This window comes from Nonomuraea sp. NPDC048901 (assembly GCF_040649695.1).
Taxonomy (GTDB): Bacteria; Actinomycetota; Actinomycetes; order Streptosporangiales; family Streptosporangiaceae; genus Nonomuraea.
Window position 1 is genome coordinate 65223 of the sequence record NZ_JBEZFW010000026.1, and the last position, 20479, is coordinate 85701.

At 71.7% G+C, this 20479-nt stretch carries 21 protein-coding genes; 16 read left to right on the forward strand and 5 right to left on the reverse strand.

Translation table 11 applies throughout. The features are described 5' to 3' along the window. Positions 1-8 precede the first annotated feature (8 nt). Positions 9-1193 (forward strand): PrsW family intramembrane metalloprotease, encoded by a 1185-nt coding sequence (locus AB0C30_RS51895; RefSeq protein WP_357958418.1) that lies wholly within the window; start codon positions 9-11, stop codon positions 1191-1193. On the opposite strand, the gene AB0C30_RS51900 is transcribed toward AB0C30_RS51895, so the two are convergent. After that, entirely contained in the window at positions 1178-1873 is a 696-nt protein-coding gene (locus AB0C30_RS51900) for an ElyC/SanA/YdcF family protein (protein WP_357958420.1), read from the reverse strand. The two genes, AB0C30_RS51895 and AB0C30_RS51900, sit on opposite strands and share 16 nt — an antisense overlap. Before the next feature lie 97 nt (positions 1874-1970). Continuing rightward, positions 1971-2972 carry a COX15/CtaA family protein gene (locus AB0C30_RS51905; protein WP_357958422.1) on the reverse strand — a complete coding sequence of 334 codons (1002 nt, stop codon included), beginning with the start codon at positions 2970-2972 and terminating at the stop codon, positions 1971-1973. Positions 2973-3069: 97 nt separating this feature from the next. On the opposite strand from AB0C30_RS51905, the gene AB0C30_RS51910 reads away from it, so the two are divergent. From AB0C30_RS51910 to AB0C30_RS51945, 8 genes are read left to right on the forward strand one after another with little or no spacing between them, the layout of a single operon-like run. Beyond that, the gene (locus tag AB0C30_RS51910) at positions 3070-4335 is read left to right on the forward strand and encodes an FAD-binding oxidoreductase (protein WP_357958424.1); all 1266 of its coding nucleotides are present in this window, start codon (positions 3070-3072) and stop codon (positions 4333-4335) included. Further along, complete coding sequence (locus tag AB0C30_RS51915; RefSeq protein WP_225291383.1) at positions 4332-4574, forward strand: (2Fe-2S)-binding protein; 243 nt, start codon at positions 4332-4334, stop codon at positions 4572-4574. The genes AB0C30_RS51910 and AB0C30_RS51915 overlap by 4 nt, the downstream gene beginning before the upstream one ends. Next, complete coding sequence (locus AB0C30_RS51920) at positions 4571-6022, forward strand: NAD(P)/FAD-dependent oxidoreductase (RefSeq protein ID WP_357958426.1); 1452 nt, start codon at positions 4571-4573, stop codon at positions 6020-6022. The genes AB0C30_RS51915 and AB0C30_RS51920 overlap by 4 nt, the downstream gene beginning before the upstream one ends. A gap of 16 nt (positions 6023-6038) precedes the next feature. Beyond that, on the forward strand, positions 6039-6932 hold the full coding sequence (locus AB0C30_RS51925; RefSeq protein WP_357958428.1) for a dihydrodipicolinate synthase family protein: 894 nt from the start codon (positions 6039-6041) through the stop codon (positions 6930-6932). Beyond that, positions 6929-7945: a proline racemase family protein gene (locus tag AB0C30_RS51930; protein WP_357958430.1), complete on the forward strand. Its 1017-nt coding sequence runs from the start codon at positions 6929-6931 to the stop codon at positions 7943-7945. The genes AB0C30_RS51925 and AB0C30_RS51930 overlap by 4 nt, the downstream gene beginning before the upstream one ends. After that, the gene (locus AB0C30_RS51935) at positions 7942-8907 is read left to right on the forward strand and encodes a proline racemase family protein (protein WP_357958432.1); all 966 of its coding nucleotides are present in this window, start codon (positions 7942-7944) and stop codon (positions 8905-8907) included. Before AB0C30_RS51930 ends, AB0C30_RS51935 begins: the two co-directional genes overlap by 4 nt. Beyond that, positions 8904-9842 carry an ornithine cyclodeaminase family protein gene (locus AB0C30_RS51940; RefSeq protein WP_357958434.1) on the forward strand — a complete coding sequence of 313 codons (939 nt, stop codon included), beginning with the start codon at positions 8904-8906 and terminating at the stop codon, positions 9840-9842. Before AB0C30_RS51935 ends, AB0C30_RS51940 begins: the two co-directional genes overlap by 4 nt. Before the next feature lie 56 nt (positions 9843-9898). Beyond that, positions 9899-10570 carry a GntR family transcriptional regulator gene (locus AB0C30_RS51945; RefSeq protein ID WP_225291377.1) on the forward strand — a complete coding sequence of 224 codons (672 nt, stop codon included), beginning with the start codon at positions 9899-9901 and terminating at the stop codon, positions 10568-10570. Positions 10571-10645: 75 nt separating this feature from the next. Here the strand turns inward: AB0C30_RS51945 and AB0C30_RS51950 are convergent, their stop codons facing one another. Beyond that, entirely contained in the window at positions 10646-11563 is a 918-nt protein-coding gene (locus AB0C30_RS51950) for an EamA family transporter (protein ID WP_357958436.1), read from the reverse strand. Positions 11564-11698: 135 nt separating this feature from the next. Here AB0C30_RS51950 and AB0C30_RS51955 point away from each other — a divergent pair, with 135 nt between their 5' ends. Then, entirely contained in the window at positions 11699-12868 is a 1170-nt protein-coding gene (locus tag AB0C30_RS51955; protein WP_357958438.1) for an MFS transporter, read from the forward strand. 3 nt (positions 12869-12871) lie between these two features. Here AB0C30_RS51955 and AB0C30_RS51960 read toward each other — a convergent pair whose 3' ends face one another. Then, complete coding sequence (locus tag AB0C30_RS51960) at positions 12872-13639, reverse strand: ABC transporter permease (RefSeq protein WP_357958440.1); 768 nt, start codon at positions 13637-13639, stop codon at positions 12872-12874. After that, positions 13636-14544 (reverse strand): ABC transporter ATP-binding protein, encoded by a 909-nt coding sequence (locus AB0C30_RS51965; RefSeq protein ID WP_357958443.1) that lies wholly within the window; start codon positions 14542-14544, stop codon positions 13636-13638. The genes AB0C30_RS51960 and AB0C30_RS51965 overlap by 4 nt, the downstream gene beginning before the upstream one ends. Before the next feature lie 192 nt (positions 14545-14736). Here AB0C30_RS51965 and AB0C30_RS51970 point away from each other — a divergent pair, with 192 nt between their 5' ends. From AB0C30_RS51970 to AB0C30_RS51995, 6 genes are all read left to right on the forward strand, one after another. Further along, positions 14737-15513, forward strand: coding sequence for a VOC family protein (locus tag AB0C30_RS51970; RefSeq protein ID WP_357958445.1), 777 nt, complete (start codon positions 14737-14739; stop codon positions 15511-15513). 92 nt (positions 15514-15605) lie between these two features. Further along, on the forward strand, positions 15606-16826 hold the full coding sequence (locus tag AB0C30_RS51975; protein WP_357958447.1) for a multidrug effflux MFS transporter: 1221 nt from the start codon (positions 15606-15608) through the stop codon (positions 16824-16826). A 92-nt stretch (positions 16827-16918) separates the two neighbouring features. Continuing rightward, positions 16919-17632: a metalloregulator ArsR/SmtB family transcription factor gene (locus AB0C30_RS51980; RefSeq protein ID WP_225291448.1), complete on the forward strand. Its 714-nt coding sequence runs from the start codon at positions 16919-16921 to the stop codon at positions 17630-17632. Continuing rightward, entirely contained in the window at positions 17629-19041 is a 1413-nt protein-coding gene (gene sufB / locus AB0C30_RS51985) for a Fe-S cluster assembly protein SufB (protein ID WP_357958449.1), read from the forward strand. The genes AB0C30_RS51980 and sufB overlap by 4 nt, the downstream gene beginning before the upstream one ends. Further along, positions 19041-20165, forward strand: a complete 1125-nt coding sequence (gene sufD, locus AB0C30_RS51990) for a Fe-S cluster assembly protein SufD (RefSeq protein ID WP_357958451.1) — start codon at positions 19041-19043, stop codon at positions 20163-20165. Before sufB ends, sufD begins: the two co-directional genes overlap by 1 nt. Then, complete coding sequence (locus tag AB0C30_RS51995; protein ID WP_225291368.1) at positions 20162-20479, forward strand: non-heme iron oxygenase ferredoxin subunit; 318 nt, start codon at positions 20162-20164, stop codon at positions 20477-20479. Before sufD ends, AB0C30_RS51995 begins: the two co-directional genes overlap by 4 nt.

The following is a 20479-nucleotide window of genomic DNA, read 5'->3' on the forward strand; positions in this document are numbered from 1 at the left end:
GTCACGGTATGGCGTCCCGTGATCCACGCTGGGTGTTGAAGGACCGCCCGTCGTTCACGTTGATCATCGGGCTGATCGTGACCGGCCTGTGCGCACTCGTCTCCTTCGCCTTCGACGTGCTCAACGGCGCGCCCGTGCAGTTCTTCATCTCGCTGATCCTGGCGCTGGCGCCGGTGCCGCTGCTGCTGGCCGCCGTGCTGGCGCTGGACCGCATGGAACCGGAGCCGCGCAGCAACCTCATCTTCGCCTTCGCCTGGGGAGCGGGCGTGGCGGTGCTGGTCGCGGGCGTGATCAACTCGCTCAACCTGCACTACATCATCGACGCGGCCAACCTCAGCGCGGCCAGCGCGCGCAACGTCGCCGCCACCTTCGGCGCCCCCGTGGTCGAGGAGACGATGAAGGGGCTGGTGCTGCTCGGGCTGCTCAGATTCCGCCGGGCCGAGCTCGACGGGCCGACCGACGGCATCATCTACGCCAGCATGGTCGGCCTCGGCTTCGCGATGAGCGAGAACGTCAGCTACTACATCGCCGCGCTCAACTCCGACCAGGGCGGCATCGGGCTGGCCGTCACAGTGGTGCTGCGCGGCGTGCTGTCGCCGTTCGCACACCCGCTGTTCACCTCGATGATCGGCGTCGCGGTCGCCTACGCCGCCCAGCGCCAGGGATCGGACCGGGTCTTCTCCATCCTGGCCGGCTGGGTCGGCGCGATGCTCCTGCACGGCCTCTGGAACGGTCTGAGCTCCTACGGCGGCTTCCCCGGCCTGGTCATCGCCTACCTGGTGCTGCTGGTCGTGCTCGTGGTGCTGATCGCGCTGGTGATCAGTGATCGGCGGCGCATCGTCGCCCTGATCCAGCGCTACCTGCCGCCGTACGAGCCGACCAAGCTGGTCAACCGGGCCGACATCCACATGCTGTCCGCCCTGTCACGGCGTCGGCAGGCCAGGCAGTGGGCCAAGGTCCACGGCGGCAAGCGCGGGCTGCGCGCGATGAGCGACTACCAGCTCGCGGCGACCGAGCTGGGCCTGCTGCACGAGCGGGCGGCCCGGCGGATGATCGACGAGCAGACCTTCCACGAGGAGCAGCGGGCCCTGCTCGAATGCATGAGCACCGCCAAGGCGAGCTTCCCGGTGCCGCCCGCCCACCTCGGGGCCGCGGCGCGGGGCACCCCGCCACCGGGCTACGCGCCCGGCTGAGCCAGGATCGCGCGCAGCGAGGTCTCCCGCGGGCCGGGATAGACGGGGTCGGAGTGCAGCAGAAGCGCGTCGGCGAACGCCTTGCCGGTGGCGAACACCTCGCGGGCGGCCGAGGCGTAGGTGGTCGCCGCCCACTGCTTGACGGAGTCGTCGCCCACGCCGAAGGTCGTCAGTCCCGCCGTACGGCAGAGCGTGACCGCTCTCGGCAGGTGGAACACCTGAGTGACCACGGTCAGCCGCTCGGCGCCGAAGACCTTGCGGGCCCGCACGCACGAGTCCCAGGTGTCGAACCCGGCGTAGTCGAGCACCATCACCGCGTCCGGCACACCCTTGGCCCGCAGGTAGTCGCGCATGGCCGTCGGCTCGTCGTACTCCTTGCGGCTGTTGTCGCCCGACAGCAGCAGCGCCTTGACCTTGCCCGCGTGGTAGAGCTCGGCCGCGATGTCGAGGCGGCGGGCCAGCATGGACGAGGGACGGCCGGCGTACAGGCCCGCGCCGAGCACGAGCGCCACCTGCGAGGTGGGCACCCGCGCCAGCCAGCCGGCGGTGTCGGCCACCTCGCGGTGGTCCGAGCTGTCGAGCCACGCCCAGGTCATCGGCGCCAGGACGAGCACGCTGAGGAGTACCAGTCCTTGGTACAGGCGGCGCAGGGTCTTCCGAGCGGGACGGGCCAAAGCCACTCAGGGACCTCACAGGGTAGAGGGAGGTAGTCCCTCATACCTTGGCATAGCGGGTCAAAAACCGGCTGGGGTTTCGGTGGGGGAGGGGTTCAGCGGGTCAGACTCTGGCCGGTGTTTCGGTGGGGGAGGGGGTGGCGGGGGCCGGTAGCGGGTCGCGGGTGCGCAGGGAGGTGACCACCCTCAGCGTGGCGATCCAGACCAGGGTCGAGCCGAGCACGTGCAGGCCCACCAGGAGGGCGGGCACCGCCAGGAAGTACTGGATGTAGCCGATCACGCCCTGGGCCAGCTCCACCACGAGCAGCGCCAGCGCCGCCCGGCGGGCCGCTCTGGGCGCGTCGGTCACGTGCAGCGCGAACAGCAGCGCGAACGACAGCCCCAGCACGATGTAGACGATGTCGGAGTGCAGGCGCACCACACTCTCGATGTCGAGATCGAACCGGGAGGCCACCGCGTCGCCGGAATGCGGCCCCGTGCCGGTCACCAGCGCCCCGGCCAGGAGCAGCACCGCCACCGCCGCGACCAGCACGAAGCCGAGGCGCCGGATGTCGCGATGCGTCACCCGACGGGCCGGACCGTCGCCTTCGCCCGCCCGCACATAGAGCGTCCAGCAGGCGACGATCAGCGCGATGGAGGCCAGGAAGTGCACGCTGACCGTGACCGGGTTGAGCAGGCTTCTGACCACCAGCCCGCCCCACAGCGCCTGGAAGACGATGCCCGCGGGCTGCAGCAGGGCCAGCCAGAGCAGCTGAGGGCGCCGGGGGGCCAGCCGCATCGCCGCCACCACACAGGCGAACCCCACCGCCAGCACCAGGAACGTCAGCAGCCGGTTGCCGAACTCGACGGCCATGGTGACGGGCGAGATCTCGGGATGCGCGACGGGCACGAAGCTGTCGGGCGTGCACTTCGGCCAGGTCGGGCAGCCGAGCCCGGAGCCGGTGAGCCGCACGGCCGCGCCCGTCACGGTGATGCCCGCGTTGACCACCACAGACGCCAGAGCCCAGCCCCGCATCGACTCGGCGGTCGGCGCCCAGAAGGAGAACAGGCGCCGCACCAGGGCGTTTGGGTGGTCTGTGGGTAGTTTCACGTCGGCGAGCTTCACGTCATCGATGGTAAGGGGCTGGTCGTCCGGTCCTTGACCCGGGAACGTGCTTCTCAAGCGGCATGGGTATGTGACATATTACAGCTGGGAGGTGAGGATGTCGGATGTGATCGTCATCGGCGCCGGAGTGGTGGGCGCCGCGTGCGCCTATTACGCCGCACGGGCCGGACTGGACGTGACCGTGGTGGACCGCGGCCCCGTGGCCGGCGGCACGACGGGTGCGGGCGAGGGCAACGTGCTGGTCTCGGACAAGGAGCCGGGCCCGGAGCTGGACCTCGCGCTGCTGTCCAACCGCCTGTGGGGGGAGCTGGCCGCGCTGGGCGGGTTCGAGTACGAGCCCAAGGGCGGCCTGGTCGTCGCCGAGACCGACGAGGTCCAGCGGCAGCTCGTCGAGCTGGCGGGCAAGCAGGGCGTCGAGTACGCCGTCGTGCCCGCCGACGGCTTGCCCGGCTACGAGCCGCACCTGGCCGAAGGGCTCGCGGGCGGCGTCCACTACCCGCAGGACGCCCAGGTGCAGCCCATGCTGGCCGCCGCGCAGTTGCTCCGGCACGGCGCGGAGAGCTACGGCCACGGCACGCTTCACCTGCGCACCGGCGTCACCGTGACCGGGTTCACGCGGTCCGGGGACCGGGTGACGGGCGTACGCACCGACCAGGGCGACATCCTCGGCGGCGCGGTGGTCAACGCGGCCGGCACGTGGGGCGGCGAGATCGCCGGGCTCGCGGGCGTGGCGCTGCCGATCCTGCCCAGGCGCGGGTTCATCCTCGTCACCGAGCCGTTGCGCGAGCCGCTGATCCGGCACAAGGTCTACACCGCCGCCTACGTCACCAACGTGGCCAGCGACTCCGCCGACCTGGAGACCTCGGCCGTCGTCGAGGGCACCCCGGCGGGGACGGTGCTCATCGGGGCGAGCCGGGAGCGGGTGGGTTTCGACCGCACGACCTCGCCCCGGGTGCTGGCCCGGCTGGCGACCCAGGCCGTCGCCCTGTTCCCGGCGTTGCGGGAGGTGCGGGTGATCAGGTCGTACTGCGGGTTCCGGCCGTACTGTCCGGACCATCTGCCGGTGATCGGGCCGGATCCGCGCGCGCCCGGGCTGTATCACGCGTGCGGGCACGAAGGGGCCGGGATCGGGCTCGCGCCCGCGACCGGGCTCCTGCTGTCCCAGCTGCTGACCGGCGCCCGCCCCGAACTCGACCTGTCCCCCTTCCGCCCGGACCGCTTCGCGACCTCGGCCGGATCCTCGTCCGGGAGTTCGTCGGGGTCCCCGTCCGGGAGCTCGTCCGGGTCCCCGACCGCGACCCATGGCGGGTCCCCGACCGAGACGCCCGCCGGGTCCTCCCGTGCGACCGAGGAGTCCGCGTGACCTTCCAGATCACGATCGACGGCCGGGCCGTGCCGGTTGAGCCGGGGCAGACGATCGGCGCGGCCCTGCACGCCGCCGGAGTCCGCGCCTGGCGGACCACCCGCTTCGGCGGGCGGCCGCGCGGCCTGTTCTGTGGCATCGGCGTCTGCTTCGACTGCCTGATCACGGTGAACGGCCGCCCACCAGAACGCGCCTGCCTGCTGGAGGCCCGGCCCGGAGACGAGGTGACGACCGCATGAGCCCGACCGACGACCGTGTGGGCGCGCCCCACGACCGCAGCCCCGACGACGGCCTTCGGGACGACCGTGTTCGTGGCGATGAACGCGCTCGCGATGACCGTGCTCGCGACGACTATGTGAGTGTGAGCTGCGATCTCGCCGTTATCGGTGGTGGGCCCGCCGGAGTGGCGGGGGCCCTGACGGCGGCGCTGCGCGGCCTGAGCGTGGTCCTCGTCGACTCGGGTGCCCGCCTCGGCGGCCAGTACTTCCGCCACCCGGCCGGAGCGGCGCGCGGCGGCACACCGGGTCTGGACCGGTTCCTGAGGCAGGCCCGCGCGCTCGGCGAGCGGGCCGAGGTCCTGCTCGGGCATCAGGTGTGGACCGTGACGCGGGACGGCGACCGGCTGACCGTCCATTGCCAGACGCCGGACGGCCGCGCGGTGGCGGTCCGCTGCCGTGACCTCCTGATCGCCACCGGCGCCCACGACCGGCCGCTGCCGTTCCCCGGCTGGGACCTGCCCGGCGTCCTGACGGCGGGCGGCGCCCAGGCGCTGCTCAAGGGCAACGGCGTCGTCGCGGGGGGCCGGGTGGTCGTCGCCGGCACCGGGCCGTTCCTGCTGCCCGTGGCCACCGGCCTGGCGGGGGCGGGGGCCGAGGTGCTGGGCGTGTTCGAGGCCAACGGCGGCCTGGGCCTGGCTCGGCATCCGCTGCTGGCCGCGGGCAAGGCGGGGGAGACGGCGGGCTACGGGCTGGCCATGGCCAGGCACCGGGTGCCGTACCGGACGCACCAGGCGGTGATCGCCGCCCACGGCGAGCGCGAGCTGGAGGCGGTCACCGTCGCGCGGCTCGACGCCGACTGGAACGTGCTCGCCACCCGTGAGCTGGCCTGCGACACGCTGGCCGTCGGCTACGGCTTCGTCCCCCAGATCGAGCTCGGCGTCGAGCTCGGCTGTGAGACCCGCCAGGACGCGGACGGCATGCCCGTAATCGCGGTGGACGGCCGCCAGCGCACCACGGCGCACGGCGTCTGGGCGGCGGGCGAGCCGGTCGGCGTGGGCGGACGGTACCTCGCCGAGCTGGAGGGCCGTATCGCCGGCCTGGCCGTGGCCGGTGAGCCGGTGCCCGGCGTGCTGGCCAGACGGCGCCGGCGGATGCGCGCGTTCGGCGAGGCGCTGCATCACGCGTATCCGGTCAAACCGGGCTGGCAGGGCTGGCTGCGCGACGACACGCTGGTGTGCCGGTGCGAGGAGGTGCCGGTCGCCCGTGTACGCGCGGCGCTGGAGCTCGGCGCCACCGACGCGCGCTCGGTCAAGCTGCTGGCCAGGCCCGGCATGGGCTGGTGCCAGGGCCGCGTCTGCGGCTACGCGGTCGCCTGCCTGGCAGGGGAGTCGCCCCGGCCCCCTCGCCGCCCCATCGCGCAACCCATCTCTCTCGGCGCTCTCGCCGAGCTCGAGCTCGATACACCCTGATTTGGAGGACTCTTTAATGACAAATCGCATTAAATCCTGGCACGGTGTCATGGTGGCCACGGCTCTCCCTCTGCGTGAGGACCTGTCCGTCGACTTCGACGGCTATGCGGAGCACTGCCGCTGGCTGGTCGAGAACGGCTGCGACGGCGTGGTCCCCAACGGGTCGCTGGGCGAGTACCAGACGCTCACCGCCGAGGAGCGGGCCAAGGTCATCGAGACGGCCGTCGAGGCGGTCGGCGGGGCGAACGTGATGGCGGGCGTTGGCGCGTACGGCGCGGCGGAGTCGCGGCTGTGGGCCGAGCGCGCCGCCGCGGCCGGCTGCGGCTCGGTGCTGCTGCTGCCGCCCAACTCCTACCGGGCCGACGAGCGCTCCGTGATCGCGCACTACCGCGAGGTGGCCAAGGCCGGGGTGCCGATCGTGGCCTACAACAACCCGTACGACACCAAGGTGGACCTGACGCCCGCGCTGCTGGCCACCCTGCACGGCGAGGGCCTGATCGTGGCCGTGAAGGAGTTCAGCGGCGACCCGCGCCGCTCCTACGAGCTCGGCGAGCTGGCTCCCGGCCTCGACGTGCTGATCGGGTCCGACGACGTGCTGCTGGAACTGGCGATCGCCGGGGCCGTCGGCTGGGTCGCCGGCTACCCCAACGCGCTGCCCGCCTCCAGCGTCGCCCTCTACCGGGCCGCGCTGGCCGGTGACCTCGAGACCGCGCTGCCCCTGTACCGTACGCTCCACCCGTTGCTTCGCTGGGACTCCAAGACGGAGTTCGTGCAGGCCATCAAGCTGTCGATGGACATCGCGGGCCGTCACGGTGGGCCCTGCCGCCTGCCGCGCGTGCCGCTGACCGAGACGCAGGAGGCGGCCGTACGCGGTGCGACGGAGAAGGCGCTCGCGGAGGGCATGCGATGAGGACGAAGCGGGTCTTCCACGCCGTCGACTCGCACACCGAGGGCATGCCCACCCGCGTCATCACCGGCGGCGTGGGCGTGATCCCCGGCGCGAGCATGGCCGAGCGGCGCGTCTACTTCCGCGACCACCTCGACCACATCCGCAGGCTGCTGATGAACGAGCCGCGCGGCCACGCCGCCATGAGCGGCGCCATCCTGCAGCCGCCCACCCGGCCCGACGCCGACTGGGGCGTGCTGTTCATCGAGGTGTCCGGGCTGCTGCCGATGTGCGGTCACGGCACCATCGGCGTGGCGACCGTGCTGGTGGAGACCGGCATGGTGGAGGTCGTCGAGCCGGTCACCACCGTGCGCCTGGAGGTGCCCGCCGGGCTCGTCGAGGTGGACGTGGCCGTCAAGGACGGCATGGCCATGTCGGTGACGCTGCGCAACGTGCCCGCCTACAGCGACAGGCTCGACGCCGTCGTCACGGTGCCCGGCTTCGGTGACATCCGCTACGACCTGGCGTACGGGGGCAACTTCTACGCCATCGTCGACCTCGACGACTACGGCCTGCCCTTCGACCGCAAGGCCAAGAACGAGATCCTGGCCGCCGGGCTGGCCACGATGGCGGCGATCGACGCGGCCGACGAGCCTGTGCACCCCGAGGACGACCGCATCCGGGGCTGCCACCACGTCTACTTCACCGCGCCGGGCTCGGACGAGCACCACTCGCGGCACGCGATGGCCATCTACCCGGGCTGGTTCGACCGCTCGCCGTGCGGCACCGGCACCAGCGCCCGGATGGCCCAGCTGCACGCCCGTGGCCGGCTGGCCGTGAGCGAGGGGCCGGGTAGCGGGGAGTTCGTCAACGAGTCGTTCATCGGTACCCGTTTCATCGGCCGTCTGCTGGGGGAGACCACCGTCGGCGGACGGCCCGCGGTCGTGCCGGCCATCACCGGGCGCGCCTGGGTCACCGGCACCGCCCAATACTTCCTCGACCCGCGCGACCCGTTCCCCGAGGGATTCGAGCTGTGAGCGTCACCACGGTCGACTACCACACCGCCGGCGAGCCGTTCAGGATCGTCACCGGTGGCGCCCCGGACATCCCGGGCGCCACCGTCCTCGAACGCCGGGCCGCCGCACCTGACGGCCCGGCCGAGCGGGTGCGGCGGCTGCTCTGCCACGAGCCGCGCGGCCACGCCGACATGTACGGCTGCTTCCTGGTCCCGCCCGACGACCCCGGCGCCCACTTCGGCGCGCTGTTCTGGCACAAGGACGGCTACTCCACCGCCTGCGGCCACGGCACGATCGCGCTCGGCGTGCACGCCGTCCGCGAGGGCCTGGTCGAGGCGGACCCCGGCGGTGAGACGGACGTGGTCGTGGACGTGCCCTCGGGCCGCGTCACGGCCCGCGTACGCGGCTCGCGGGACCGCGTCGAGTCGGTGACCTTCGTCAACGTCCCGTCGTACGCCATCGCGCGCGCCCTCCCCGTCGCCGGGGTCGAGGTCGACCTCGCCTACGGCGGAGCCATCTACGCCACCCTGCCCGCCTCGACCGTCGGCCTGTCCGTCGAGGCCGGGAGCCTGACGGAGTTCGTCGGCCACGGCCGCCGGATCAAGGCGGCCCTGGCGGGCCACCCGGCCACGCGGCACCCGTCGGACGACCGGCTGTCCGGCGTCTATGGGGTGATCTTCTACGAGGACGTCCCGGGCGAAGGACTGCGCCAGCGCAACGTGACCGTGTTCGCCGACGGCGAGGTCGACCGCTCGCCGTGCGGGTCCGGCACGGCCGCCCGGCTCGCCCTGCTCTACGACGACGGTCACCAGGGGCCGCTGATCCACACCGGCATCGCGGGCGGCACGTTCGTCGCCACCGTGGGGAAGGTGACCGACCAGGGCGTGGTCGCCGAGATCGAGGGCATGGCCTACCGCACCGGGCGGCACACCTTCGAGCTCGATCCGGAAGACCCCCTCGGCACCGGGTTCGTGCTGCGGTGAACGCGCTGCCCTACCTCGACGCCGCCACCATCGAGCGGCTGGTGCCCGTGGCGCGGGCCGTACGCATCCTGGAAGAGGCCCTGCGGGACGGGCTCGATCCGGAGGAGACGCCACTGCGGCCGATCGTCGAGCTGCCCGCCGGGCAGCTCCTGCTGATGCCCGCCGCCGCGGGACGGTACGCGGGCGTGAAGGCGGTCACCATCGCGCCGGGCAACGCCGAGCGCGGGCTGCCCCGCATTCAGGGGACGTACCTGCTGCTCGACGGCGACACCCTGAGCCCGCTGGCCGCCATGGACGGCATCACGCTCACCTCGCTGCGCACTCCGGCGGTCTCGGCGCTCGCCGTCAAGCACCTGGCCGGGCCGGACGCCCGTAATCTGGTGGTGTTCGGCACGGGCCCGCAGGCGTGGGGGCACATCCTCGCGCTGGGCGCGGTCCGGCCGGTCGAACGGGTCACGATCGTCGGCCGTGACCCCGAACGCGCCGAGAGCCTGGCCGCCCGCTGCCGCGACCACGGCCTGCCGGCCCGCGCGGTGCACGGCCAGGCTCCGGACCTGAGCGCCGTGGCGGAGGCGGACTTGATCGCCTGCTGCACCACGGCCAGGGAGCCGCTCTTTCCCGGCGAGCTGGTCCGCGACGACGCCACGGTGGTCGCGGTCGGATCGCACGAACCGGAGGCGCGCGAGCTGGCCGGAGACCTCGTCGCCCGCGCCACGGTCGTCGTCGAGGCCAGGTCGGCGGCGCTGGCCGAAGCGGGGGATGTGGTCATCCCGGTGCGCCAAGGTACGATCACCACCGGTCATCTCGCCGGGAACCTCGCCGACCTGATCGCCGGCCGGGTTCCTGCGGGCACCGGTCCCCGCGTGTTCAAGAGCACCGGGATGGCGTGGGAGGACCTGGTGGTCGCCGCGGCCGCGTACGAGGCGTGGGTTTAGCGGGGCGCCCCAGCGGGGGTGATCAGCGGGCGTGTACTGAGCGAAGGGATGGCCGGATGGCTGCCGAGGACCGGCTCGACCTGCCGATGGTGGGCGAGCGGCAGAGCTTGCGCGAGCAGGTCGCGCACGCGCTCCGCGCCGCGTTGATCACGGGTGAGATGCGCCCGGGGGTGGTCTACTCCGCGCCGGTGCTGGCCGCGCAGTTCGGCGTCTCCGCGACGCCGGTCCGTGAGGCCATGCTCGACCTGGCCAAGGAGGGACTGGTCGAGGCGGTGCGCAACAAGGGCTTCCGGGTCACCGAGCTGTCCGACCGCGATCTCGACGAGCTGACCGAGATCCGGCAGCTCATCGAGGTGCCCACCGTGACCCGCCTGGCCGACTCCTCGCGCGCGGCCGACTTCGAGCGGCTGCGGCCCGTCGCCGAGGAGATCGTCGCCGCCGCCGAGCGGGGTGACCTGCTCGCGTACGTGGACGCCGACCTGCGCTTCCACGTGGAGCTGCTGACGCTGTCGGGCAACGCCCACCTGGTCGAGGTGGTCAAGGACCTGCGCAACCGGGCCCGGCTCTACGGCCTGTCGCAGCTGTCGGAGCGCGGCACGCTGTCGGACTCGGCCCGCGAGCACGTCGCGTTGCTCGACGCGCTCAAGGCGGGTGACACCGAGGCGGCTCGCCACATCATGTCCGAGCACATCCAGCACGTCCGCGGCATCTGGGCCGACCCGCACTGATCACTTGTTCGGGCCGGCCCGCGCTGATCGCGGCCGCGGTATTCGGACCGGCCCGCACCGATCACGTCCGGGAGGCTACTTCTTCTTCGTCGCGCGGGTCGTGCCCAGGCTCGCGGCCACGATGCAGATGATCGCCGCCCACTGCTGCGCGTGCAGCATCTCGCTGAGCACCAGCACGCCGACCAGCGCGGCCGCCGCGGGCTCCAGGCTCATCAGGATGCCGAACACGTGCTTCGGCATCCGCCGCAGCGCCTGCAGCTCCAGCGAGTACGGGATCACCGACGACAGCAGCCCCACCCCCAGCCCGATCAGCAGCAGATGCGGCTGGAGCAGGTCGCCGCCGCCCGACGCGATGCCCACCGGGGCGACCACCACGGCCGACACGATCATCGCGACCGACAGCCCGGTGGTGCCGGGGAAGCGCCGCCCCACCGAGGCCGACAGCAGGATGTAGGCCGCCCAGAACACTCCCGCCCCCAGCGCGAACCCGATGCCGGCCCAGCTCACCGACGCCGACTGGCCCCAGGGCGCGAGCAGCGCCACGCCCGCCGCCGCCAGGCCGATCCACACCAGGTCGAGCCGCCGCCTGGAGGCCGCCACCGCCACGCCCAGCGGCCCGAGGAACTCGATCGCCACCGCGATCCCCAGGGGCAGCCGCGCTATCGCCTCGTAGAACGACAGGTTCATCAGCGCCAGCGTCACGCCGAAGGTGAGCCCGACCCCGAGGTCACGCCACGACATCCCCTTCAGCTTGGGCCTGGCCACCGCGCCCATGATCAACGCGCCCGCGCCGATGCGCAGGAACACCACCGCGCTCGGCGGCAGCGCCGCGAACAGCTCCTTGGCGAAGCCCGCCCCCAGCTGCACGGAGAAGATCGCCAGCAGCACCAGCCCGGAAGGCGGGATGGAGTCGGCGGCGCTGCGCAGCACACTGCCGGGTCTGGGCAGGCCGGATCCCCGGTCGAAGGGATCATCCAGGACGAAGGCGCTCACAGCACTCCTCAGTAGGCATGGCGGGCTCAGTAGCGGGACGGCGGGTAGAACGGTACCGAGCTGGGCCGACATTCCCCACTAGGGTGGTACTTATACGCACTGAACCGTTGAAGCCGATAATTCGACCATGGAGCCATGACCGCACCCCCGGCCTCCCTCGTCCGTCCCCCGCTCGTGCTGTCCGTGGCCACCTTCGTCAGCAGCTTCGACCGGTTCGCCGTGAACCCCATGCTCGTCCTGATCGCCGCCGACCTCGGCGTCCCGCTGTCGGCGGCGGTCGCGGTCGCCAGCGGCTACTACCTGGCCTACGGCCTGACGCAGCCGCTGTGGGGCGTGCTCTCCGACCGGTTCGGCCGGGTGCGGGTGATGCGGGCGGCGATGTTCGGCGCCGCGCTGGCCGGGGTGGCCTCCGCCCTGATGCCGGTGCTGGGCGCGCTGGTGGTGTCGAGGATCGTGGCCGGCGCCTGCTTCGGCGCGGTGATCCCCACCTCGCTCACGTACGTCGGTGACACGGTCGCGCCCGTCGTACGGCAGCGCGCCCTGTCGGACCTGATGGGCGCGGGAGCCCTGGGCATCGCCATGGCCACCGGTCTCGGCGGCGTGCTCGCCGACCTGGTGGACTGGCACGTGGCGTTCACCGTGCCCGCGGCCTGCGCGCTGGCCTGCGCGCTCGCGCTGCGCTCCCTGCCCGAGCCGCCCCGGGCCGAGATCGGCGGGCTGGGCAGGCACGTGGGCGCGGTGCTGCGTGAGCCGTGGGCGCTGCTGGTGTTCGGGCTGGCCTTCGTGGAGGGCGCGGTGCTGCTCGGCACGATGGCCTTCCTCGCCACGGCCCTGGAGCACAACGGTGTCAGGGCGGCGGTCGCCGGTCTGGCCACCGCCACCTACGGCGTGGGCCTGTGGGTGTTCACCAGACTGGTCAAACGCCTGTCGCGGACATGGTCCCCGCCCGTGCTCATCGCCGTCGGGGGAGCGCACCTCTGCGCCGGGTACGCGCTCGTGGCCGTCCACGTCAGCCTGGCGACCGTCGGCGCCACCGCGCTGCTGCTGGGCGTCGGGTGGTCGTTCATGCACTCCTCGCTGCAGACCTGGATCACCACGGTCGCGCCCAACGCCAGGGGGACCAGCGTGGCCTTCTTCGCCGCGGCGCTGTTCGTCGGCAGCGCGGTGTCGTCGTGGGCGGGCGGCCCGGCCGCCCAGGACGGCAGGTACGCGCTGCTGTTCGGCGTCTCGGCGGCCGTGGCGGTGCCGCTCACCGTGGTGGCCGTCATCGGCCGCCACCGCTACGGCGTCACCGGCCGCGCCTGACGCTCACTCCCAGCGGAACGTGCGCGCGGCGATGCCCAGCGACAGCACCGCCCAGGCGGCCAGCACTCCCAGCGCCCCCAGCGGCACGGCCGCGCCCCCGGCGAGCACGGAACGCAGCCCGCCGGTCAGCGCCGAGATCGGCAGCACCTCCAGGGCCGGCCGCATCCCGGCGGGGAACTTCGTCAGCGGGAAGATCACCCCGCCCGCCCCGAGCAGCACCAGATAGACGAGGTTGGCCGCGGCCAGCGTCGCCTCGGCCCGCAGCACGCCCGCCATGAGCAGCCCCAGCCCGCTGAACGCCGCCGTCCCCAGCAGCACGAGCAGCAGCGCGCCCACCGGCGAGCCCTGGGGCCGCCAGCCGAGCGCCAGCGCGACCGCCACGATCACCACGACCTGGACACCCTCGACCGCGAGCACCGCCACCGTCTTGGCCAGCAGCAGCCCGGCCCTGGACAGGGGAGTCGCGCCGAGCCGCTTCAGCACGCCGTAGCGGCGCTCGAAGCCCGTCGCGATCGCCTGCCCGGTGAACGCCGTAGACATGATCGCCAGCGCTAGCACGCCCGGCGCGAGGAAGTCGATCCGCCGGCCCCCGCCGACGTCGATCAGCGGAGCCAGCGAGAACCCGACGAGCAGCAGCACCGGGATGATCAGCGTCAGCAGCAGCTGCTCGCCGTTGCGCAGCGTCGCGCGCGTCTCGGCCGCCGCCTGCGCCAGCACCATGCGGGCGAACGGCGCCGCCGCCGGGGCGGGGGTGAAGTCGAGCGTGGTCATCGCAGCTCCCTGCCGGTCAGCTCCAGGAAGACGTCTTCGAGCGTGCGGCGCTCGATGCTCAGGTCGTCGGCCATGACGCCCTCGGCGGCGCACCAGGTCGTCACGGTCGCCAGCAGAGCCGGGCCCACCTGGCCCTCGATGATGTAGTGGCCGGCGGGCGACTCCTTGGCCGCGCTGCCCCCCGGCAACGCGTGGAGCAGCTCGTCCAGCGAGAGACCCGGCCGGGCTCGGAAGCGCAGCTGCCGCTCGGCCCCGGTCAGCGACGCCGGGCTGCCCTCGGCCACCACCCGGCCCCGATCGATGATCACCACATGGTCGGCCAGCCGTTCGGCCTCGTCCATGTGATGGGTGGTGAGCACCACGGAGACCCCCGCGGCGCGCAGCTCGCCCACCAGATCCCAGCAGGCGTGCCTGGCCTGCGGGTCGAGCCCGGCCGTCGGTTCGTCGAGGAACACCAGCTCCGGCCGGCCGATCACCGCCGCGGCCAGGGAGAGCCGTTGCTGCTGGCCACCCGACAGGCGGCGGTAAGGGGTGCGGACGTGGTCGGCCAGGCCGAGGCGTACCAGAAGGGCTCCTGCGTCGAGCGGGTGGGCGTAGAAGCGCGAGACCAGGCGCAGCCACTCGCCGCAGCGCACCGCGGGCGGCACGCCGCCCGCCTGGAGCATCACGCCCACCCGGGGCCGCAGCTTGGGCTGGTCGGGCGGCAGGCCCAGGACGCGTACGGTGCCGGAGTCGGCCTCGCGGAACCCCTCGCAGATCTCGACCGTGGAGGTCTTGCCGGCGCCGTTGGGCCCGAGCACGGCGGTGACCGCGCCCCGCTCGGCGCGCAGCGACAGGCCGTCGACCGCGGTGGCGCCGCCGTAACGCTTGACCAGGTCGATGAGCTCGACGGCTGGGGATTCCATGGCCTCGAGTTTAGGGACTGTCCGCGGCGGTCCGCCTGGCAACCCTGCCCGGCCGCACCCGGCCGATCGCGGGGCCGATCGCGTGACTGATCGTGTGGCCGGATATGGACAGCTGTTGACCCGGCCGTTTCCCGGAAAGTCCCCACCAGGAGTGAAAGTCTGAGAGTGACGTCCACATCACAGGAGGTTGCCATGTCACAGCGCAGTGGCTATGAGCCCGGTGTTCCGTGCTGGGTGGATCTGTCGAGCACCGACGTCGAGGCGTCCGCCCGCTTCTACGACGACGTCTTCGGCTGGCAGGCGGAGATGATCGACGACCCGGCGGCCGGCGGCTACGGCCAGTTCACCTACGACGGCGAGAAGGTCGCCGGCGTGGGCCCGGCCATGGGGCAGGGCATGCCCTCGACCTGGAACACCTATATCGCCGTCGACGACGCCGCCGCCGCGGCCGACCGGGTCAAGAACTCGGGCGGGACCGTCATCATGGAGCCCATGCAGGTGTTCGAGGAAGGCACCATGGCCGTCTTCCAGGCGCCTGACGGGTCGTTCGTCTCGGTCTGGCAGGCCGGCCGCCACAAGGGCGCCGAGCTGGTCAACGAGCCGGTCGCGTTCTGCTGGAACGAGCTCGTCACCCGCGACGTCGCGAGCGCGGAGCGGTTCTACCCGGCCGTCTTCGGCTGGACCCCGCACCACCAGGAGACGGACGGCGTCAAGTACACCGAGTGGCACCTCGGGGACGCGAGCATCGCCGGCATGATCGAGCTGTCGCCGAACTATCCGCCGGAGACGCCGTCCCACTGGATGACGTACTTCGCCGTCGACGACCTCGACGCCACCGTCGCCGCCGCCGAGCGCGCGGGCGCCACGATCCTCGTCGGGGCCATGGACGCGCCTCCCGGGCGCTTCGCCATGCTCACCGACCCGCAGGGCGCGGCACTGTCCGTGATCCAACTCCACGAAGTCAGCTAAATATCCCATAACCGGGAATTAGGTAGACCGGATCTAGGTTCCATCCCTCGGCCCTCGTGGGCCACACGCCTGCGAGGGAGAGGGGTTCACGCATGTCCGTGGCAGAAGCCACGCCACTCACGTCACCTGTCGTCAAGGGGAACCGCCGCGGACTGCTGTTAATCATCCTCGGAGCGCTGTCGGCCATCGGCCCGCTCTCGATCGACATGTACCTGCCCGCGCTGCCCGCCATCACCGGCGAGCTGGTCAGCACGCCCGCCCAGGTACAGCTGACCCTGACCGCCTGCCTCATCGGCGTCTCCGTCGGCCAGGTGGTCGCCGGGCCGGTGAGCGACGTACGCGGCCGCCGGCTGCCGCTGATCGTGGGCGTGGCCGGCTACACCCTCGCCTCGCTGCTGTGCGCCTTCGCCCCCTCGGTGCCGGTGCTCATCGTGTTCCGCCTGCTGCAGGGCATTCTCGGCGGCGCGGCCCTGGTCATCGTCCGCGCCGTCGTCCGCGACCTGTACGACGGCGCCGCCATCGCCCGCATCTTCGCCACCCTCATGCTCGTCAGCGGCCTCGCGCCGATCCTCGCCCCGATCGCGGGCGCGCAGCTGCTCGGCTTCACCTCCTGGCGCGGGGTGTTCGTCGCGCTGAGCCTGGCCGGGATCGTGCTGCTCGTGGCCGTACTCGGCGGGGTGCGTGAGACGCTGCCCGCCTACGAGCGGGAGAGCGGCGGGCTCGGCCACACCGTGCGCACCTTCTGGCAGCTGCTGCGCGACCGCTCATTCATGGGCGGCGCGCTGACCGCCGGGCTGGCCTTCGCCGCCATGTTCGGCTACATCTCCGGCTCACCGTTCGTGCTGCAGGAGGTCTACCACGCCACACCGCAGCAGTATTCGCTCATCTTCGGGCTCAACGCGCTCGGCCTGACCCTCATGGCCCAGGTCGGCGGGCGGCTCTCGGGGCGGGTGCCGCCGGCCCGGCTGGTGGCCATCGGCCTGTGCGTGGGCCTGACCGGCGCGGCGCTGCTGCTGGCCGCGGCCATGATCGGCATGGGGCTGGCGGGCATCGTCGCCGGGCTGTTCGTCATCATGTGCGGCCAGGGCCTGGTGCTTCCCGGCACCGGCGCGCTGGCCCTGGCCAGCCAGCCGCAGCAGATCGCGGGCAGCGCATCCGCCCTGCTCGGCGTGCTCCAGTTCGCGCTGGGCGCCCTGGCCGCGCCGCTGGTCGGGCTGGTGGGATCGGGTACGGCGGTGCCGATGGCGTCGGTGATGCTGGGGCTCATCGCCTGCTCGGCCGTGTCGTTCCTGGTCATCGGCAGAGTTAGGTAAGCCTACCCTGCGTGAGAAATTCCATTCCTCCGTCTTCCTGGATCCATTTGTGAATCGGGAAGGAATTACGGCACACTGATGTTGTGAAAAACGTGCCCACGTCGATCGAGCCCGGACACGAGCGCGGCACCCGCGCCCGTGTGGCTCGGCTGATCCTTGAGCACGGTCCCGTCGCGGCTGCCGCGCTGGGCGAGCGGCTCGGGCTCACGCCCGCCGCCGTCCGCCGTCATCTCGACGCGTTGCTGGCCGACGGGATGATCGAGCCTCGCACCGTGCGTCCGCACGGGCAGCGCGGGAGAGGGCGGCCGGCCAAGCTGTTCGCCATCACCGACGCGGGGCGCAGTGCTTTCGAGCACGCCTACGACGACCTGGCCGGCAGCGCGCTGCGTTTTCTGGCCGAGCGCGTGGGTGAGGAAGCCGTGACCGACTTCGCCCGTTCGCAGGTGTCCAGCCTGCTGCGGCGCCTGGAGCCGGTCATGCGGACGGTGCCGGCCGACCAGCGCGTACAAGTGCTGGCGCAGGCGCTGTCGGCGGATGGATACGCCGCCTCGGCCACCAAGGCCAATCTGGGCGGCGACCAGCTCTGCCAGCACCACTGCCCGGTGGCGCACGTGGCCGCGGAGTTCCCGCAGCTGTGTGAGGCCGAGACCGAGGCGTTCGCGCAGCTGCTCGGCACCCCCGTGCAGCGCCTGGCCACGATCGCGCACGGCGACGGGGTCTGCACCACACATGTGAGCCCGCACGCGCTGGGTCTTGCGACGAGCAGGGCCACCCATAGCGACAAAAGCAAGGAGACCGGAAGGTGACTGTCACCGACCGCCCGGAGCTGGAAGGCCTCGGGAATTACAAGTTCGGCTGGTCCGACTCGGATGCCGCAGGGGCGGTGGCCAAGCGTGGCCTGTCCGAGGAGGTCGTCCGCAACATCTCCGCGCTCAAGAACGAGCCGGAGTGGATGCTCGACCTTCGCCTGAAGGGCCTCCGCCTGTTCGGCAAGAAGCCCCTGCCCACCTGGGGCTCCGACCTCACGGGCATCGACTTCGACAACATCAAATACTTCGTGCGCTCGACCGAGAAGCAGGCCGCTTCCTGGGACGAGCTGCCCGACGACATCAAGAACACCTACGACAAGCTCGGCATCCCCGAGGCGGAGAAGCAGCGCCTCATCGCCGGTGTCGCCGCCCAGTACGAATCCGAGGTCGTCTATCACAAGATCCGTGAGGACCTCGAGGAGAAGGGCGTCATCTTCGTCGACACCGACACGGGCCTGAGGGAGCACGAGGAGCTCTTCAAGGAGTACTTCGGCTCGGTCATCCCGGTGGGCGACAACAAGTTCGCCGCCCTCAACAGCTCCGTGTGGTCCGGTGGCTCGTTCATCTACGTGCCGCCGAACGTCGAGGTCGAGATCCCGCTGCAGGCCTACTTCCGGATCAACACCGAGAACATGGGCCAGTTCGAGCGGACCCTGATCATCGTCGACGAGGGCAGCTACGTCCACTACGTCGAGGGCTGCACCGCGCCGATCTACTCCTCCGACTCGCTGCACTCCGCGGTCGTCGAGATCGTCGTGAAGAAGAACGCCCGCTGCCGTTACACGACCATTCAAAACTGGTCCAACAACGTCTACAACCTGGTCACCAAGCGCGCCGTCGCCTACGAGGGCGCGACCATGGAGTGGATCGACGGCAACATCGGCTCCAAGGTCACCATGAAGTACCCGGCCGTCTACCTGATGGGCGAGCACGCCAAGGGTGAGACGCTGAGCGTCGCCTTCGCGGGCGAGGGCCAGCACCAGGACGCCGGGTCCAAGATGGTGCACCTGGCTCCGCACACGAGCTCCACCGTGATCTCCAAGTCGGTGGCGCGCGGCGGCGGCCGCACCTCCTACCGCGGTCTCGTGCAGATCGAGGAGGGCGCCCACGGCAGCGCCAGCACGGTCAAGTGCGACGCGCTCCTGGTCGACCAGATCAGCCGCTCCGACACCTACCCCTACGTCGACGTCCGCGAGGACGACGTCTCGATGGGTCACGAGGCCACGGTCTCCAAGGTGAGCGAGGACCAGCTGTTCTACCTCATGAGCCGCGGTCTCAACGAGGACGAGGCGATGGCGATGATCGTGCGCGGCTTCGTCGAGCCGATCGCCCGCGAGCTCCCCATGGAGTACGCCCTCGAGCTCAACCGCCTCATCGAGCTGCAGATGGAAGGAGCCGTCGGCTGATGGGCCTGACCGAGAAGCCCTTGTCGACCCTGCACGAGAAGGCGTCCTACGACCTGGACGACTTCGAGGTCCCTACGGGGCGCGAAGAGGCGTGGCGCTTCACGCCGCTGTCCCGCCTGAAGGGCCTGCACAGCGGCAAGGCGGAGATCACCGGGCGGGTGCTCACCCAGGCCTACACCCCGGCGGGCGTCACCGCCGAGTGGGTCGGGCGTGAGGACGCGCGCATCGGCAAGGCGTACGTGCCGGCCGACCGGGTCAGCGCGCAGGCCTACAACGCCTTCGAGAAGGCGCTGGTCGTGACCGTGCCCAAGGAGGCCGTGCCCGCCGAGCACATCCGCATCGAGGTGCGCGGCGGCGGCAACGACGGGGCCACCTACGGCCACATCGTGGTCGTGGTCGAACCGCTGGCCGAGGCCGTGGTCGTCATCGAGCACCAGGGCAGCGCGGTCTACGCCGACAACATCGAGTTCGTCGTCGGCGACGGCGCCACGCTCAAGGTCGTCAGCCTGCAGGACTGGGACGACGACGCCGTACACGTCTCCCACCACCACGCCCAGCTCGCCAAGGACGCCACGTTCAGGGGCTTCGCGGTGACCCTGGGCGGCGACCTGGTGCGCCTGTCGCCGAGCGTGTCCTACACCGGCCCCGGCGGCGACGCCGACCTGTCCGGCGTCTACTTCGTCGACGCGGGCCAGCACCTGGAGCACCGCCTCCTGGTCGACCACTCGCAGCCCCACTGCAAGAGCAACGTCGACTACCGCGGCGCCCTGCAGGGTGAGGACGCGCACGCCGTGTGGATCGGCGACGTGATCATCAGGGTCGAGGCCGAGGGCACCGACACCTATGAGCTCAACCGCAACCTGATCCTCACCGACGGCGCCCGCGCCGACTCGGTGCCCAACCTGGAGATCCTCACCGGCGAGGTGGCCGGCGCCGGCCACGCCAGCGCCTCCGGGCGCCTCGACGACGAGCACATCTTCTACCTGCAGGCCCGCGGCATCCCCTTCGACGAGGCCCGTCGCCTGGTCATCCGGGGCTTCCTCGGCCAGCTCATCGAGAAGATCCAGGTGGCGGAGATCCGTGACCGCGTCATGAACGCGGTGGAGGCGGAGCTCGCCCGATGAGTTTCGAGAAGGTGTGCAAGGTCGAGGACATCCCCGACGGCGGGGTCCTGGGCCTCGAGGTCGGGGAGACCCCGGTCGCGCTCGTCCGCAAGGGCGGCGAGGTGTTCGCCCTGCACGACGTCTGCTCCCACGCCGAGGTGAAGCTCAGCGAGGGTGAGGTCTACGACGGCACACTCGAGTGCTGGCTGCACGGCTCGTGCTTCGACATCCGCTCGGGCAAGCCCACCGGCCCGCCCGCCATCCGACCCGTGAACGTCTACACAGTCCAGATCGACGGCGACGACGTCCTCGTCTCGCTCTCGAAGGAGTCATAA

What these genes read in the sequence shown, in the direction of transcription:
- AB0C30_RS51995 (WP_225291368.1), top strand. Translation starts at nt 20,162, where the DNA reads ATGAGTTTCGAGAAGGTGTGCAAGGTCGAGGACATCCCCGACGGCGGG.
- AB0C30_RS51970 (WP_357958445.1), top strand. Translation starts at nt 14,737, where the DNA reads ATGTCACAGCGCAGTGGCTATGAGCCCGGTGTTCCGTGCTGGGTGGAT.
- AB0C30_RS51895 (WP_357958418.1), top strand. Translation starts at nt 9, where the DNA reads ATGGCGTCCCGTGATCCACGCTGGGTGTTGAAGGACCGCCCGTCGTTC.
- AB0C30_RS51965 (WP_357958443.1), bottom strand. Translation starts at nt 14,544, where the DNA reads ATGGAATCCCCAGCCGTCGAGCTCATCGACCTGGTCAAGCGTTACGGC.
- AB0C30_RS51930 (WP_357958430.1), top strand. Translation starts at nt 6,929, where the DNA reads ATGAGGACGAAGCGGGTCTTCCACGCCGTCGACTCGCACACCGAGGGC.
- sufD (WP_357958451.1), top strand. Translation starts at nt 19,041, where the DNA reads ATGGGCCTGACCGAGAAGCCCTTGTCGACCCTGCACGAGAAGGCGTCC.
- AB0C30_RS51975 (WP_357958447.1), top strand. Translation starts at nt 15,606, where the DNA reads ATGTCCGTGGCAGAAGCCACGCCACTCACGTCACCTGTCGTCAAGGGG.
- AB0C30_RS51945 (WP_225291377.1), top strand. Translation starts at nt 9,899, where the DNA reads ATGGCTGCCGAGGACCGGCTCGACCTGCCGATGGTGGGCGAGCGGCAG.
- AB0C30_RS51960 (WP_357958440.1), bottom strand. Translation starts at nt 13,639, where the DNA reads ATGACCACGCTCGACTTCACCCCCGCCCCGGCGGCGGCGCCGTTCGCC.
- AB0C30_RS51925 (WP_357958428.1), top strand. Translation starts at nt 6,039, where the DNA reads ATGACAAATCGCATTAAATCCTGGCACGGTGTCATGGTGGCCACGGCT.
- AB0C30_RS51920 (WP_357958426.1), top strand. Translation starts at nt 4,571, where the DNA reads ATGAGCCCGACCGACGACCGTGTGGGCGCGCCCCACGACCGCAGCCCC.
- AB0C30_RS51910 (WP_357958424.1), top strand. Translation starts at nt 3,070, where the DNA reads ATGTCGGATGTGATCGTCATCGGCGCCGGAGTGGTGGGCGCCGCGTGC.
- AB0C30_RS51955 (WP_357958438.1), top strand. Translation starts at nt 11,699, where the DNA reads ATGACCGCACCCCCGGCCTCCCTCGTCCGTCCCCCGCTCGTGCTGTCC.